Genomic DNA, 15,929 nt, shown 5'->3' with positions numbered 1-15,929 from the left:
TTGTAAGGAACGAAAATAATCATATTTGGAGTCCTACAACAACTTTCAAGGTCTTAAAATCCCAAGAAATAAATCAAAATAGAACAACGGTCTTTTTGGTCTTAACCTAAAAAGGTTAAATTTATCCATTGCAACCATAATAATCCACCAAAATGAACCTAAGACACTGTTTTTGCCTTTTTGTTTTATCCCTTTTCTTACTTTCCACTGCAGCAAGGGCACAAGAAGCCTATATGCCTCCCAAATTATCCAATCCGGATTCCTGGTCCATTATTTTGGTTCCGGACACCCAGACCTACGTGAAATTTGAAAGAAACCAGGGCACCTTGGAAACGATGACCGCTTGGATCAGTGAAAATATAGATGCCCTAAATATAAAAATGGTGCTGTGCACGGGCGATTTGGTGGAGCAGAACGAACTACTGGTCCCGGACAAAATAAACGGAAATATGCCCAGTAGGGACCAATGGAGGGCAGTCTCGCACGCCTTTGAGCGTCTGGACGGGAAAGTCCCCTATATCTTGGCAGCGGGCAACCACGATTTTGGTTATAAAAGTGTTGAAAACCGAAAATCCAATTACAGCCAGTATTTTCCTGTGCATAAAAACTTACTGAATGCAAAGGCTTTACGCGCCGCTGGAAAGAACATAGATGGATTGCCCTCGGTGGAAAATGCCACCTATGAACTGATATCTCCCCAACAAAGAAAATTTTTATTTCTGAACCTGGAATTCGCACCACGTGACACTATTTTACAATGGGCCAACAATGAGATTTCCAAAGAAATTTATAAAGATCATACCGTGGTAATGCTCACCCATTCCTATCTAAGTGCCCAAAACGAGCATAAGGAAAAAGAAAACTATCCCATAGAAGATGCCAATTATGGTAAGGCCATATGGGAAAAGCTAGTGGCCCCTTCCAAGAACGTACAAATGGTCTTTTCGGGCCATATTGGCTCCCCTGATAATTTTAAGGGACATACCGCATTTAAGGTGGACAGGAATGCAGCCGGCAAAAAAGTGAATCAGATTACTTTTAATGCGCAAGCCATGGGTGGAGGTTGGAATGGAAATGGGGGAGATGGTTGGCTCCGTATCATGGAGTTTTTACCCGATGGCAAGACCGTAATTACTACAACATTTTCACCTTATTTCGCCATCTCGCCAGCTACACAAAAAATGGCCTATCATCGGGACGACTACAATAATTTTAGCTTTCAATTGGATTGATGCTACTATAAAGAGGAGTAATTACAACGGTTGTTGGAAAAAGATCCTGATAATTAAGGCTTAATTCGCCCTAAAATCAATTCGTCTGTAAGATATTTCTTAATAATACATACTGTAAGTCGAAAATCTGCGTTTTTTTTAACATAATATTATATAAGGGCTTATTTTAGCCGAGTTAAATATGTTTTAAACCCCACAAACAATGAAAACATTTAATTATTTAGTTTTAAGCTTTGCATTTATTTTGATGGCTGCTTGTAGCAATGATGCTATGAATAGTTTAAATGATGAAAGTCTGACCCCCGAACAAGTTAAAGCCCAAATGCAGGTCAATTCAATTTCTGACGGACTGGACGAGTTGGTCTCAGAATTATTGATCAACGACAAAGCAGGAAAAACTAACAAGACCAACACAGAGTGTGCAACACTTGCATTTGCTGAAGAAAGTATTACGGTAGTATACAATCAATGTATCATACAAGGTAAAACCATAAGTGGAACCATTGTATTAACTGGAAACAATGGTAGTACCGATGGCAGCAAGGGCAGTTTTGAAGTTACGTTTACCGACTTCACTTACAATGATTATTTATTGAACGGCACCAAAACCATGTCTTTCGATTTCTCTGATCCCAACAGTCCAACATTTACTGTAGTTACCGATGCCACTTTTGAGGATGACAATGGAAACACTGTAATCTGGAAGGGAAATAAAGTACTTAGCTGGCATTTGGATCAGATCAATGCTGAAGGAGCAGATGTTACCTGTACAGGAGATTGGGACATTACCGTAGATGGTATAACCTACGAATTTACAGTGACCGAACCATTATCCGCCAACTTGGGATGCGCCTTTATTACTTCTGGCGTTATGCAATTGGAAGTGAATGGTATGATGGCTTCCTTGGACTTTGGTACTGGTAGTTGTGATCAAACGGGTACTGTTACCTATCCTAATGGAGAATCTGAAGAGATTAGCTGGTAGTTACAAATAATTTATAACGATATTTTGAAACCCCGATGCATTGCATCGGGGTTTCTTTTTGATCCTAATGGTGTAGTTTTTCTATTGTTAATTGAAAATTGATTGCTAAAAAGGAAATTAAGATAGCCTCGACAGTTTGATTTAAGTCGAAATCGAAGATTCACGAAAACCTATCAAAAGCAATAAGAAACACTTAAGTAAATTGAAAATAGGTTGCTTACGGGTCCCGTCAGCTTATAACCCTTCGGCTCCGCTCAGGGTACACCCGCGGATTGGGACTAGTGTTAAATTAAAGATTTTAGGGCAGGAGGGGAGTGAAGAGGGTAATTCAATTCTGAGAATAGTAGGGAGCTAATGAAAGGCAAGGTTTCCAGAGAAATTAGGCCGTTTGTCGAAGAAATAACCCAGTACGTCGATGCTACGAAGGTGTTAATATTGCTTTAAACTAATGTTAATGAGGAATTTACTAGTACAAAAGTGGGAATTTTGTCGTATCTTTTTAATTCAAATCAATAAAATCAAATTATATAAGAGTGTACCAAAAAAAAATCCGTTAACCCTAAAACAAAGCTTACACCTATGGAAACAACCCCAAAAATTAGTAGAAATTTAATTAGCAGGCCTTCCAACATTGGATGTATTCTAAAATTGGAGCGTACCAATAATGATTTATGCCAATTGGAAAGAAAATTGACCTCTTATGTATGTGAACCCAACACATACTCCTTGTTTATTAAATCTGAAACCCTCCGACAAACTTTAAGTAGCCTGAAAAATTCGAATTCAGAATTGATCAAGGCCTTAAAGAGGGAAAAGGATTTAAAGATTGAACTCTTTGAGAAAACAATGGCTCAAATTCGTTCTTATCTAGAAATACAAAAATCAGTTGAAGAATACAGCAACATGTTGAGGTATTAAAAGATTCCTACAATTTCCCTGTGACTGTTTAAACAACAGCATACACCTAAAGACCAAAAACACCATTGGGAAATTAGGAAGAAAAGCTCCGGACATTTATATCCGGAGCTTTTTTTGGATTTAAAATGTTCCTAGAGATTTTCCGGAATATAACTTTTGAAGAGAGTCTGAAAGTAATGGAGGTTGTGCGAGGAAGAAGAGGGCCTTTTACATCTTTATTTATGGTGTAAGAAATGAAGGCCAGCGCACCAACTCGCATAAAATATAGGAGATACTCAATCTACTATATTTTATCGTATTTTACATACGCGATGCTTTAAGATTATCCAGTGGATGATTTTAAAGATCGGCGGGACGATGTAGAGGGAATGAGTGGAAGAAGGTTTAACGTAATTCCCGGCCACGGCAACCAACTCGTTAAAATTGGAGTATACCAGGACTTCGCAGGAGTACTTCAAATATTCTATTTTACATAATGTAAATTATAGAACAAATATGCTTATAGCGTAAAACGGCGTATGCTTGCATTTTACATAATTGCAGATATAACTTACGCGATAGCGTATTATATCGTTAGCCATTATGTAAAAGCCGTTTTACTGGAATGTCTCTTTCCATTAAACTTTTTGCACACTAGGCCAACGGCATCATCTCGCCGAAAAAATTAATTACCCAGTGGGTCATCAATTTTTATCGCGTATGTAAAAGCCGTTTTACGGGAATGTCCCTTTCCATTAAAATTTTCGTTTACTAGGCCAACAATACAAATATGAACACACACCATAGTTTCAATATTCCGTACAAAAGCCCAGGAATTTTCAAATACGCCAATTATGAGCTGCCAATAAATACAGTTACCGTTGTCAATCTGCCCGTGCCACGCTAAAAATTCTAAAGATTGGGAATCTTTGGAATTTTGAGCGAGTTGATGCGGCTGTAAATTTTTCAGGAAATTCCTGCCTACGTCAGCCAGGATTGTCATCTTGCTGCAACTTCTTAGCACTACCTTACTCCCTGTTGAAGCTTTACTTTAAATGCTCTAACATTATGTAAAATAGGATATAAATTTCAAAGATCTAGTATCTCTGAAATTAATCCGTTCTGAAACTTTAAATCGAGGTATTATATTAGAAGAGATCAGCAAATTCGTTTACGCCAAATGCCTCTGCCCCTAGTGCAAACATATAAGTACCCATTGTCGTATTGCATCTTTCGAATTCTTACTTTGGGTAAATTCATATCAAAAGGAGACCAATGATCACCGTTGTCGTAGGATATGTAAATCCCATTACTCGCACCTAAATAGAGAATTTCATTATCAATCGGATGGGGTACCAAAAACCAATAATGGGAATCATCATCCAAATTTGGTGCTATTTCTAGCCATGTCCTGCCTTCGTTCAAGGATCGTTTTACCGTCCTGTAACCTGAAACGTACAAACATTCCCTTCCGCCTACTACTGAAATAGCCAGATGATATAGTGCAGTAGACCCAGGAAGTTTCGGTAGGGTTTCCCAACTCCGCGAATCATCAACATTGTTCTTCCTATAAACATCATGATTCCAAGAAATAGCATAAGCTTTACCAGGTGTTTTTTTTGAAAAAGCAATGGCAATAATATAACTGCTAGGTAAATCCAAACTCTCTTCCCATTCCGGTAAGTTCTCCCAAGTTCCAGCCGGATTAAGGAAAGGCAGTTTGTTCCCTTCCCGGGTAATTAATATGGATCCCTCCGGAATTACCTCTCTAGTACCTGAAAGGATGATATTCGACCCCCGTCTTTCGTCAACGGCCATAGCCATGTTGTCCGATGGAGCAGCAGAACCAAAATCACCATAAAAACGGAAGTCGCCGGGATATATAATCATCCACTGGCGACGCTCTATCTGAACATAATAACGTCCGATTCTCTTGGGATCTGCATGAATATTGTTTATATAAGGCCCATCATGGTCGGATTGATCCCAGTTACCTGAAGTAATATTCGCACAACTATAGACCTTTCCCCAAAACAGTCCCATTGCCATATCATTCTGTATAGCTGCACTCATATCGGCTGTAACCAGATTTAGATTGAGGTTTCGACCGGCCGCGATTTCCTCATCTCTGCTAAATCCTTCAACATACCATGTGATTCCCGAATCGATAGATCGGAATACTCCGGTTTCTGTTGCAAGGTATCCAAGGCCACTTGTATTTCTGTCGAAGATAACGGCACGATATCTATTAAATTCATGATGATGAAATGTTTCAATCGCTGACCAATGATCCCCACCGTCCGACGTACGGAAAAGCACATCAAAACCCGCCAAAATTATATTTGGATCAAAGGGATTTATATCCAATGCCAGTTCAGCGGTTTCGAACTCGTCAAGAGGTTCGTTAAATGCCAATGCCCCCTTGAACTGCCATCCTTCCCCTATATTCCTGCCTCCATGTTGATTCAAATAGATTCGTTCTTTACTCATATAAACAACGGTACGGTTCGAATCTGTTTGCCGACTTCCATCTGCATTGTTATTCCCCAGAGCAATCTTAGCCGAGTAGACTGAATGGTCCAAATCGGCTTCAAACAAAAGTTCCCAAGCATCTGCACCCAATCCCCCACTAAAGGTTTTAAATACTTTGTTTCGGGATATGATGTATATAATTGAAGCATCCTCTGGATCAATTGCAATATCCATGATATTATTGTCATGGATTTGGTTCCATCCAACACCACCATCATCAGAATAAAAAAGACCATTTTGCGAGGCTACATATACTATTTCAGGGTTGGTAGGGTGAACGGCGATTTGGTGGTAGTATCCCGCTCCTGTAATTGTGATTTCATGCCAAATACGACCACCGTTGGTGGTTTTATATAGCAAATATGGTAATTGATCAGGTTCAGAGGCAAAAGCGTAGATCACATTTTGATCCAAGTTAAAAACCGATAGTTTACGAAGGTAATTTGGAAGTATACTCTCTGAGATTGGGACCCAACTAGTTGCCGGGTAGTCAGATACTTCATTTAGGCGCCAGGCGCCAGAATGAAGCGCGGCGACATAGAGAACATCGCTGCTACTAGGGTTTAAGGCTATGTCCAAGACCATTCCCGATAAATTTATTGGCCCAATAGATTCCCAGTTGGTGGAATAGCAAACTGGATCTGGAAATGGAATTAATGGAATATCCAATTCGGGTGGATTTCTGGGAAGTCCCAGACAGAAATTACATAAATTACCCAATCCACCGCCTCCAGGAAGTAGGCCAGCCGAGTTTCTAGGCATGGGATAACCCTTTGCGCTACCAATAAAATCGAGCTTTTCTATAAATTCGACATTTGCAACGAGCTCCTTGAATTCGCTGGAACAAAGAATGACAAGACACAAGCGATCTCTGATAAGCTTTGAGACTGTAGGGTCGGCTAGCGCAGTCACCTCTTTTATGCTCCCCAGCATATGTAATGTATTCTGAACCAAGGGATCTGTATTGATTCCGATCACCGCAAAGCTTCCTGCCTGATGTATTTGTCCCCAAACATAGTTGCCCTGACGACCTAGGCCCGAACGGACAATTAACTCATACCCTTCTTTTTCGGGGTTAAAACGAAATAATCTAAGGGATCGGAGAGCTACCATCCCGAGTTTTCCAGGATCGAACTTTAAGACCAAAGTGCTTCTGACTATTTCTTCCTTGCTTTCAACCCGTGCAAAAACATCGATAAATCCAAAACTTGCATTCTCTTGCGGATTTTTGCAAGTGATTAGCTTTACATTCTTAGTATCACCAATAATGGTACCGATTTCTTTAGGCCCAATTTTATCTAAAATGGCGGGACCCGGATCCAAGTTTTCCGGTATATAAACAGGCATCGCCCATTTCTTATTTAAGGTTTTACGAATTTGTTCCTCGCGATCCGCGAATTCCAATCCGGGAGTATTTTCTTCATAATCCTTTATTTCAGACCGATTATTTGAAGTTTTTTTTGAATTGGATTGTTCAGGTAAGTTGTTCTTCTCCATGGGTTAAATTTTTATCAAAATTATTTTAACTGGAGGAACGGTAAAACTACCTACTTGTTGGAAGGTCTTTACAAGATAGGGTTTAACCTCAAAAAAAACAAGACTAGCCCTTGGTAATTGTTGGCCTTAAAAAGTAAGCTTAATATTATCCTTTTCAAGATGCTGTGTTGAAGTGTGGAATCCTTAAAAGATACTAAGGATTAATTACTTGATTGTGTTTGTCTGTCCAAATACCACTGGTAAAAGTTATTAGGCCATATTTTTGATGATAACAACTTTCTCCAGTTCGGTACTCTGTGCCATCTTCTCTAAATTCTTCAACACACCATTCAGAAGCATCTGGTCCAACTTGCCTTACATAACCTTCTTCACAGCCATCACCATTACTTTCACAACCGAGACTAAAAAATACTAAAAGCAATAAATAGCTAAATTTTCTTACCATAATTTTAAGTTTAATTTATTCTTAAAATATTTGGGGAGAGCGAGGAACTTTTAATTGTTCATTGGTGGTGCTTTATCCAAATAATGTATAGCGTACGCGTAATTTGCCTCCTGCCCCGCTTTTAGTTTTTTAACATTAGGCGTCATTTCCAAATTGATTTGTACTCGCTCTGGACTCCAGAAAAGGTTTAAATTTTCGAAAGTACCCGGTTTAAAACGTTGCTCGACACCAAATCCAGATTTCTGATTATAATAGGCAAAGGAACCCCCTTTAAGACCTTCTTTCATTATTGAATTTGTCTTATCCGTTGGTTTTGCATTTTCCCAACCTTGGTTAACCTGCAACCAATGGTTGGCTTTAACATAAACACCAACTTCTTGAGGGTCTAAAGAGCCTGACCCTGCATTGTATTCAGGGTGTACGAAGAAATTAAATGTACGGTCTATCTTTGATTTTAATGATGTTTCAAAGTGGATGCCATCTCCTTCGAGACTGATGGTACGTACTATTCGTGAACCATCCTTTGTTGTAAGTGCAATAATTACTTTTGTAGGGCTTTGCTCAACAATTTCATACCCCAAAATTCCATCAGGTTTTGGACCATCTCCCTCCCTAACCCATTCTTCAAAACGAAAACGATCAAATGCACGCGTAGGTTGTACAACGTTTCTATCTGTAGGCTTATAGGTCATCTCCACCACTTTAGCATTACTTTCAGGTAATACCACTAAACTCCAATAGTTATTTTCTAATTTAACTGCTTTCATACCTGAAAAAATTTTACGCATATTTTCTAGGTAGGTTTCAGTTTTTACATATTCATTATCCATTATTACATGGTACTTTGCACATAAATCAGTGTATGTATCCAATAGAGACCCTTCAGTATCCTTTAAAGAAGGCTTGCACAATCCATTTTCATAGGTAAGATTCATGGTAGCTACACTCAATTTTGCACGATAAACACATAGCGAAGCCTTTTCTACTCGCGTACGCACCTCTTCTGATTTTGCTAATGAAAGTGCTTCCTTAAAAAAAGAATCTATTTGATTTACGGATTCAGCATTTAAGCATAAAGGTGCTTCAGTAGAAAAAAGACCGGGGTGGCGCTTTTCTTTTTCAATTAAATTGTGATAATAGCTTAAGTAATCAATAATAGGTTCTGCGGCTTCCTTATAATGCATCCGGCAAAAGTCAATTGTTTCTTGCCAACTATCGCGACCAGGTTTCCATAGACAGCGCGAAATTACATAGTTTCGTAAGTCACTGAGCTCAGTAGAAAAACCATTTCCGGCCGCCTGCATAAATACCCCACGACCACTATTGTTTGCAAAATATTCCACATTCTTTCCGATGCTTTGTAGATTTGGAAAAGGGAGGAGGTATCCCCTGAAATTGACATTATAATTCCAAATAAAGATGTTTTTGGCTATTTTATTCCAATCATCCATATCCTTACTAAATTCTTCGTTAAGAGTGCAAGTAGGATCGTCGATCGCATGAAAATTGCAACATTCAATACTACACAACATCAGCATAACATTGTCTCTGGGACGTATTGTTTTAGGTGGTTTACGCGTGTATTCGTAGGCATAAGTACCAATTAAAACCTCTGGATGCTTTTTTTCAACCCGCTCTGCTACTGCATTGACAAAAGAAATCATGGTGCCCGCATGGGATTCCTCTTGAGCATCGAGAGCAGCACAGGATTCGCAGGTACAGTAACTACCATTATCCATTTGTGCAACGTTAAAATTTTTCCTTGTGGGATCTTTCTCAATGGCCTCCAAAGTAGCCTCTGTTACTATGTCTAGAACGTCCTTATTTGTTAAACATAATTGTGGTCCACCGCCATGCATACTTACTTCTCGCCTTCCGTTGACCAAAGCATAGTATTCTGGATGTTCTTCGCCATAAATGGAAGGAGGAACAAGATTAGATACATTATGACTAACACGTATATACCCCGTAATACCGCCAAATTTCTCATCACCTTTAACCGCATTGGTGCGCAGTTTAGCAGCAAACGAAGGGTTTTGGAGTGTTTCACCATAATGGGAAGAACGAAAAGTAAAGGGAGGAACGTAACTATAATTTTGACCTTTGATTCTAAAATTCTTATTTTTCCCTTCCTCTGGGTAGAAAGTATGATCCTTTGTCAAGAACCGAACACCACAATATTTTTCAAAAAACTCATAAACACCATATAGTGTCCCACGGGGTTGACCACCGTAAATAGCTATTTGATTTTTGGAAATATCTATATTAAACCCTTCTTCGCCAAGCTTATTTATATTTTTCCCTAAACCAACCTTGGCAGCTGCTTCAGGACCTATTAAAATGGTTTTTCCAATCTTTGATTCGGAACTGTCTATAGGCAACTCTTTACCTGTAAATTCTCTAAAAAATCTTTGAAATTCAGTTGCAGCATACAATTCTGATACTGTTGCGCCCGAACTGCAAAAGATACCGGTAAAAGTGGACAAATTGGGCCCGTCTGCGGGTAGAGCAGCCCATTCTTCTTCTGAAAATGAGGATGCTACCTTTGGGGAACATTGTATTAAAGAACCCATTAACAAGATTAAAAACACCCCTTTTAAGAAAGTAGGTTGCATCTTTTCTTTCATTTTAATATGTATTTAGATTTGTGAAAATAACATTTTATAAAACAAAAGACCATGAATTTTCAAATACGCGAATTATGGAGCACACGGAGATAATAACTCCTTGGTCCGGTCCCTAAATTTTAGGATCCAGCGTTATCCTTAAGCCCCTACTCCACCAGTTAAGTTATTTAAGGATAACTATTAGCTACAAGGCCAACGGCATCATCTCGCCGAAAAAATTAATCACCCACTGGGTCATCAATTTTTATCGCGTATGTAAAAGGTGTTTTGCGGGGAAGATTGTACATGTATATGTTAAAGTTTATCAATTTTCAATTGATAATCGAATTCTTCATCTCCGTTAAATTTTTCAGGGGTCGAAACCACAACCAAATATAACGTGGCATTTGAAGGAACATCTAAGGTTGTAATGCCTTTGTGATTTGTTATAGGTATGGTTGAAAAGGTGTACGCTTCATCAATAGCAATGATTGTTGCCACATAAAAATCTGAGGCGGTGCCCTCGTCACCAACGGAATCACCGATGAAATCTATATTGTAGGAAGATGCTGTCGTGTTGTTGACCTTGATCACGGTATGCGACCATGCCATGTTTTTTTCAACAGGGGAAAAATAACCCGAACTTCCCGCATCGGTCAATTCTAGACTATATGAATTGTCGTCGTTGACCCCTTGATGTTCGTTTCCCGAGTGAATTCCGTATAATCGCCACCATTCTTGAATTTGCTTGATGTCTTCCTTGGGTTGATCGGGAATATTGTGCAACACCGTAATATCTCTTGCAAATTGTCTAAATATTCCTTTGAAATCGGAAAGGTTTTCATACATATATTCTTGGGGACTCTTATCATAACCAGAGTAAAACGAATCCGCAAGAAAACCTTCAGGTATTAATTCGTTCCAGTACGCGTACATAAAAAATAACACCCCTGCATATTGCCTGCCATTTCGGCTAAAGGTCTTAACCTCAGGTTCAGGACCCCATAGACTAATTTGTGGTTGCATGGTAAAACTCGGTATTACGTTATAGTCACCATACCAATCTTTTGGTGATGTACGAACGTCTTCAAATGCACTTGCCGTGGATTCTACATACCATCTGTTGTCAGGGTCTTCATAACTAAACGTATTGTAATGGTTACCTGCTTTATACTGCATGATATGGAAAATTTCATGCATAACCGATCCGGTGGTAGGTCGTGTTTCGATCACAACATGACGTTCTAAATGGCCCGGGGCGGTGTAGAACGGCATGCCGTATTCATCGGTGCCTACACCTTGTCCCCATCCGTCGGGAAGAATATCAATGCCATCCCCTTCATTGCCCTTATGATGCACATAAATGTTGATATAGTGCGTTTCAGAACCAATGGGAGGTTCCATTCCGTTGGTTATACCATAGTCGTACGTATATTCCGCCCATTTTAAAACATCCTTGGCGTCATGGTTGTGGTCCCACTCTTTGTCCCACCATACCATAAAATGCTCTGAGCCTCTATAATCTAGAACGGTTTCGTCAAAGAAGGAAGTCCTTCTTATGCGGGTTCCTAAATCTTTTGGCACAAAGAAACTCTTCAAACTTCCGCCCCCGGCGGTAATGTTTATTTGGTCTATCAACTGTAATCGATCCTCAACGATACCGGACCATCCATCGAACTGATAATCGTCGTTCGGAATTGCAAGAATCTCTATTTCACTGCCTGCTTCAAAAGAAAGTATCGAGCTTGTGTTTAATTGAAGGGTTTCCTGTGTATCGGTATTTCGTATTTCAAGATGGCCTCCTTCTACAATTTCGAAATCGACAGCAACGGCATTGGTAAACCCTTCTGCAAAAACTGCTGTAATATTCGTTTCCTTATCTATGGTCAATTGAATAGGATTTTCGGCTCCCTCGTGATCTCCCGACCAACTGACGAACCTTTGTCCAATGCCGGGATTGGCAGTTAATTCTACCACGGTACCAGAAACGTAATCGGTGCTTTTGCCCGACTGAACAATGGTTTCAGCAACTGCGCCCTGACCTTCTATGGAGATATTCAAAGCATACTGTCTTTTTTCAAATACGGCAGTGATATGCTTTTCTTCGTCCATATTCAATTGAAGTGGATTTTCAGTGCCTTCATAATCGCCTGACCACCTGACGAACAAATATTCTTCCCCCGGATTGGCAATTAGTTCTACCACGGTACCGGAAGCGTAATCGGTGCTTTTACCAGCTTGAATGATGTTTTCGTCTACCGTACCCTCGCCTTCTATGGTCACGGACAAGGCATAAACTCGTTTTTCGAAAACGGCCGTAAGATTTTTGTTTGCGTCCATGGTAAGCGAAATAGGGTTTTCAGACCCTACTGCACTACCCGTCCATCCTACAAAGATAAATTCAGCATTCGGGCTAGCCGTAACGCTGACCTTTGAACCTTTGTCATATTTTCCCTTATCGGGCGACACGCTACCTCCTTCAGATGGGGATAAATTTACAGCAAGGGCGAATTTTGTTATTTCCTTAGCCACGGTTGGTGAATCATTCTCATCGCTCGTACTACAGCTTATTAGGAGAATTGAAGCTAAAATAAAATTAGTTAACTTTCTCATAAACAATTGGTTGGTAAGTGAATTTAAATAAAAAAAGTAAATTGGCAAGCTAATTGGCAGTATTTATGGTTAAAACATGATTTAAATCTTATTAACCAAGGAGCTATTTTTTTACTAGAACTGACTTTCTATCGGGCTTATCGGTATGTAGTATTTTTTGGCGTATACTAGTGCATTAGTCTAGTTCTTCAAATAAATAATTGGTAGATAATTCGATAATGATAACATAATCCCATTCCACACACCTTTATTCATAGCTAATTACTTTAAAATACGGAATTCATGAAATTCACAAAAAAGTAGTTGACACTCCCCTGTCACCATTGGTTAGCCTAATAAGTGTTTATTCACAAGAATTATATTGCTTTTATAGGAGTTCATGAACCTTGAATAAAAAATCGGTTTCATTACCTTATTGGAAGAAACTTTATGAATGAAAAAAATAAATGAAGTTAGTAACAACTTAGCCCACGCACCATCACGCTCATAAAAGAAAAGATCTATAAGACCTTCCATTTTTATGCCGTATTATTGGTTTAGCCTGTTGCAATATGGTTTAATAAAAGGTATTAATCCTCATGGCAAGCCCTGAACCCAATAATAGGAATCGACCTAAGGGTCGAGGTATTGAACCAAGATCCCGCCGAAAAAAGCGGGATTAGGTCAACTTTCAATTTTCAGTGCGTCTTACTGACTTCTCAAAATTGAGTTTCACTAATAATACAATCTAAAATCCAGTAATTTACAGACGTTGTAATGTCTTTGGTGCAACTCTTCTACCACATCCAACATATTATCATCTTCCATAAATAAGTTGAAGAATGCTTTATCAAGATTTGCGCTACTTATTCCATTAAATTCCTTACCATAGCCAGAAACACCTTTTGCGCCAGTGATATCCAAAAAATATTGTGCTTCCTCTTCGTCTAAATCCAAGATTTTTGAATTCGAAAAATGTAAAATCTTTCCTTTTAACCTTCCTTCAAAAATTTCTGCAATTTCCTGCAAACTATAGTAATAACCATTTAGACAAATACTATTGGCCTCACCGGACATGACCAAATAGATGATTTCATAATTCTTAAAATGATGGTCGTCCAGAACCAATGCATTTAAGCTATCTTCTAGTCCTTCAATGGTGTCGCATGTTTTATATATGCTAGCTACCCCATAATTCATGGCCAATTGTTCCAAATTTTTTTGGGCTTCGGTAACCTTGTCCGTTTCTATTTCATGAACCGCTTCCAAACAATAAATGAAATAATCTGCATCTATAAATTGTTCTTGGGGCAACTGACGTCTTTTCTCTAACAAGTTTCTGAAATTATTTAAAGTATGTTAAACACAAAATTACTGTAACTCTTCTAGTTTTTCAGCGTTTTCATATAAAATCCCATTCCACATACATTTACAAATGACTTATTAATTTGTTTTTTATCGGATTTGTGAATCTTGATTAAGATTTGGCTACCGCCTAATCTAATTCTTCTATTTATTCTTAACTAGTTATTTTAAAGTGAGGAACTCATGCACCTCACGAAAAAGTTCGGTGTCACTCTGTAGGCTTCCCCTTTTTAGGACACCTCTAATTTCGATAAATAATTGTTGTTGCCCCCTCCCTTTATTAGGTACCTGTCATAACTAGAGAATCAGGGCTATTTTGATCCATTTAAGGTCTTATAGGTTTTTGGCCTCTTCTATGTAAAAATCTTTTAGATGTTCATGTCCACAGGTTGGTGCAATATTGTCCTCCGCCATCAGGGTCAGAAAAAACTCGATAGGTCCATAGGTTTTTACACTTGTGAAAGATCTTAAACACCGAATGGTTAGTTTTCTTGACCAATCGGGTAAATGAACGATTTTTATGGGCTTGTTCAAAGCGGTCAGGGCGAGTTTGGCAATATCATTAAGACTCAGAACATCGGGGCCTCCAATGGTCAATTCCTTATTGTCATCATCCAAGGTATCTACAATGGCCCTTGCAAGGTCCGCACCATGAATAGGGTTGAATTTTTGATTGCCAGATCCAAACAAAAACACACGACCAGATTTGGCCATTTGTAAAAAGTCGCCCATATCTGAAAAGAAACCGTTTGGCCGCACTATGGTATAGTTGAGCCCAGAAGATTTTAAAGCATCGACAAACTTCTCTTTGGCTTCAAAAATCTTTAAATGCCGATATTTGTCGCCATTAATGGCAGAAACGTATACAAAGTGTGCTACACCACTTTTTTTGGCTTCTTCGAGCAAATTCATATTGGCCCTATAATCTACATCCATATAGGTTAGACCATCTTTTTGTCTCGTAATGCCGACCGTTGATATTACCGTGTTTATTCCTTTACAAATGTCTCGTAATGTTTCAGGCTTTGTAACCTCGGCCTGTTTTATCTCTAAATAGTTTTCATTACTATTTTGCAACTTATCAGGACTTCGTACAATAGCGATTACCTGATTTTTTTTCTCTAGCAGTTCATTTAATAAATAATTGCCCAAATAGCCTGTGGCGCCCGCTAATAATATGTTGGTATGTTTCATTTAGGTAACTATATTACGCCGGTTTAGTTAAACTTTCTTTTAAGAATATAGCGGGTAATAAAAATACCGTTGTCATCGTTTTTCCCCGCATCGCTTTCTACCGCACTGGTTATGAACATCAGGTCCCAACCTTCAGAAAGCATTTCGGTTAATTTTGAAGAAATTAAGGCATCATTGGCGGCTATATTTTGAAACCGGATTCCGCCTAGGTTATAAAAGTTCAATAATTTCGTTTCTTCAAAATTTTTGAGTCTAATATCTTTTCTTTTCGATTTGTTTCTGGTATTATTTTCTTCTGTTCTACTAGAGGTAAATTGTTTGTAATCCCTTTCGTCGTTGGACGAAATTAAACGTGATCGTCCCAGCCCGCTAGGAATGATAGATTCTACACTTGTAATGACCTTGATCTCAAATGCTTGTTTGGATGTTTCTTGCCCATACATATGTGCTACGGACAATGTAAGTAATGTGATAATTGACGCTAACTTTTTCATGTGTTTATTGATTAAATGATCGTTTTTTGATTATAAATTATGCAGCAAAGATTCACCGGATTATTAAGTAAATCGTTCTAAATTATAATC

Annotated in this window: 11 protein-coding genes; 3 read left to right on the top strand and 8 right to left on the bottom strand. The window is 38.7% G+C overall.

Annotated elements, in window-relative coordinates:
- Positions 1-152: 152 nt before the first annotated feature.
- From KO529_RS12385 to KO529_RS12375, 3 genes are all read left to right on the top strand, one after another.
- A complete protein-coding gene (locus KO529_RS12385; protein ID WP_215948194.1) occupies positions 153-1,232 on the top strand; it encodes a metallophosphoesterase in 1,080 nt (359 codons plus the stop codon).
- 202 nt (positions 1,233-1,434) lie between these two features.
- The gene (locus KO529_RS12380) at positions 1,435-2,217 is read left to right on the top strand and encodes a hypothetical protein (protein ID WP_215948193.1); all 783 of its coding nucleotides are present in this window, start codon (positions 1,435-1,437) and stop codon (positions 2,215-2,217) included.
- A gap of 579 nt (positions 2,218-2,796) precedes the next feature.
- Positions 2,797-3,135: a hypothetical protein gene (locus tag KO529_RS12375; protein ID WP_215948192.1), complete on the top strand. Its 339-nt coding sequence runs from the start codon at positions 2,797-2,799 to the stop codon at positions 3,133-3,135.
- 664 nt (positions 3,136-3,799) lie between these two features.
- Here the strand turns inward: KO529_RS12375 and KO529_RS12370 are convergent.
- The 8 genes from KO529_RS12370 to KO529_RS12335 form a co-directional block, all read right to left on the bottom strand.
- A complete protein-coding gene (locus KO529_RS12370; protein WP_215948191.1) occupies positions 3,800-4,117 on the bottom strand; it encodes a hypothetical protein in 318 nt (105 codons plus the stop codon).
- Between the two features lie 155 nt (positions 4,118-4,272).
- Positions 4,273-7,143: a WD40/YVTN/BNR-like repeat-containing protein gene (locus KO529_RS12365; RefSeq protein WP_215948190.1), complete on the bottom strand. Its 2,871-nt coding sequence runs from the start codon at positions 7,141-7,143 to the stop codon at positions 4,273-4,275.
- 193 nt (positions 7,144-7,336) lie between these two features.
- Entirely contained in the window at positions 7,337-7,588 is a 252-nt protein-coding gene (locus KO529_RS12360) for a hypothetical protein (protein WP_215948189.1), read from the bottom strand.
- 50 nt (positions 7,589-7,638) lie between these two features.
- Positions 7,639-10,215, bottom strand: coding sequence for a DUF4838 domain-containing protein (locus KO529_RS12355; RefSeq protein ID WP_215948188.1), 2,577 nt, complete (start codon positions 10,213-10,215; stop codon positions 7,639-7,641).
- Positions 10,216-10,509: 294 nt separating this feature from the next.
- Positions 10,510-12,807: an InlB B-repeat-containing protein gene (locus KO529_RS12350; RefSeq protein WP_215948187.1), complete on the bottom strand. Its 2,298-nt coding sequence runs from the start codon at positions 12,805-12,807 to the stop codon at positions 10,510-10,512.
- A gap of 714 nt (positions 12,808-13,521) precedes the next feature.
- Positions 13,522-14,121, bottom strand: a complete 600-nt coding sequence (locus KO529_RS12345; RefSeq protein WP_215948186.1) for a DUF6642 family protein — start codon at positions 14,119-14,121, stop codon at positions 13,522-13,524.
- Between the two features lie 363 nt (positions 14,122-14,484).
- Positions 14,485-15,345 carry an SDR family oxidoreductase gene (locus tag KO529_RS12340; protein ID WP_215948185.1) on the bottom strand — a complete coding sequence of 287 codons (861 nt, stop codon included), beginning with the start codon at positions 15,343-15,345 and terminating at the stop codon, positions 14,485-14,487.
- A gap of 23 nt (positions 15,346-15,368) precedes the next feature.
- Positions 15,369-15,839, bottom strand: coding sequence for a hypothetical protein (locus KO529_RS12335; RefSeq protein WP_436835201.1), 471 nt, complete (start codon positions 15,837-15,839; stop codon positions 15,369-15,371).
- Between the last annotated feature and the right edge of the window lie 90 nt (positions 15,840-15,929).

The organism is Arenibacter algicola (assembly GCF_018860365.1).
In the GTDB taxonomy this organism is placed as follows: domain Bacteria; phylum Bacteroidota; class Bacteroidia; order Flavobacteriales; family Flavobacteriaceae; genus Arenibacter; species Arenibacter algicola_B.
This window is presented reverse-complemented; position numbering and strand designations above follow the sequence as displayed.

Bases quoted from the DNA above. Each gene is read 5' to 3' on its own strand.
- KO529_RS12385 (WP_215948194.1), top strand. From the start codon at position 153: ATGAACCTAAGACACTGTTTTTGCCTTTTTGTTTTATCCCTTTTCTTA.
- KO529_RS12350 (WP_215948187.1), bottom strand. From the start codon at position 12,807: ATGAGAAAGTTAACTAATTTTATTTTAGCTTCAATTCTCCTAATAAGC.
- KO529_RS12365 (WP_215948190.1), bottom strand. From the start codon at position 7,143: ATGGAGAAGAACAACTTACCTGAACAATCCAATTCAAAAAAAACTTCA.
- KO529_RS12370 (WP_215948191.1), bottom strand. From the start codon at position 4,117: ATGACAATCCTGGCTGACGTAGGCAGGAATTTCCTGAAAAATTTACAG.
- KO529_RS12340 (WP_215948185.1), bottom strand. From the start codon at position 15,345: ATGAAACATACCAACATATTATTAGCGGGCGCCACAGGCTATTTGGGC.
- KO529_RS12360 (WP_215948189.1), bottom strand. From the start codon at position 7,588: ATGGTAAGAAAATTTAGCTATTTATTGCTTTTAGTATTTTTTAGTCTC.
- KO529_RS12335 (WP_436835201.1), bottom strand. From the start codon at position 15,839: ATGAAAAAGTTAGCGTCAATTATCACATTACTTACATTGTCCGTAGCA.
- KO529_RS12375 (WP_215948192.1), top strand. From the start codon at position 2,797: ATGGAAACAACCCCAAAAATTAGTAGAAATTTAATTAGCAGGCCTTCC.
- KO529_RS12380 (WP_215948193.1), top strand. From the start codon at position 1,435: ATGAAAACATTTAATTATTTAGTTTTAAGCTTTGCATTTATTTTGATG.
- KO529_RS12355 (WP_215948188.1), bottom strand. From the start codon at position 10,215: ATGAAAGAAAAGATGCAACCTACTTTCTTAAAAGGGGTGTTTTTAATC.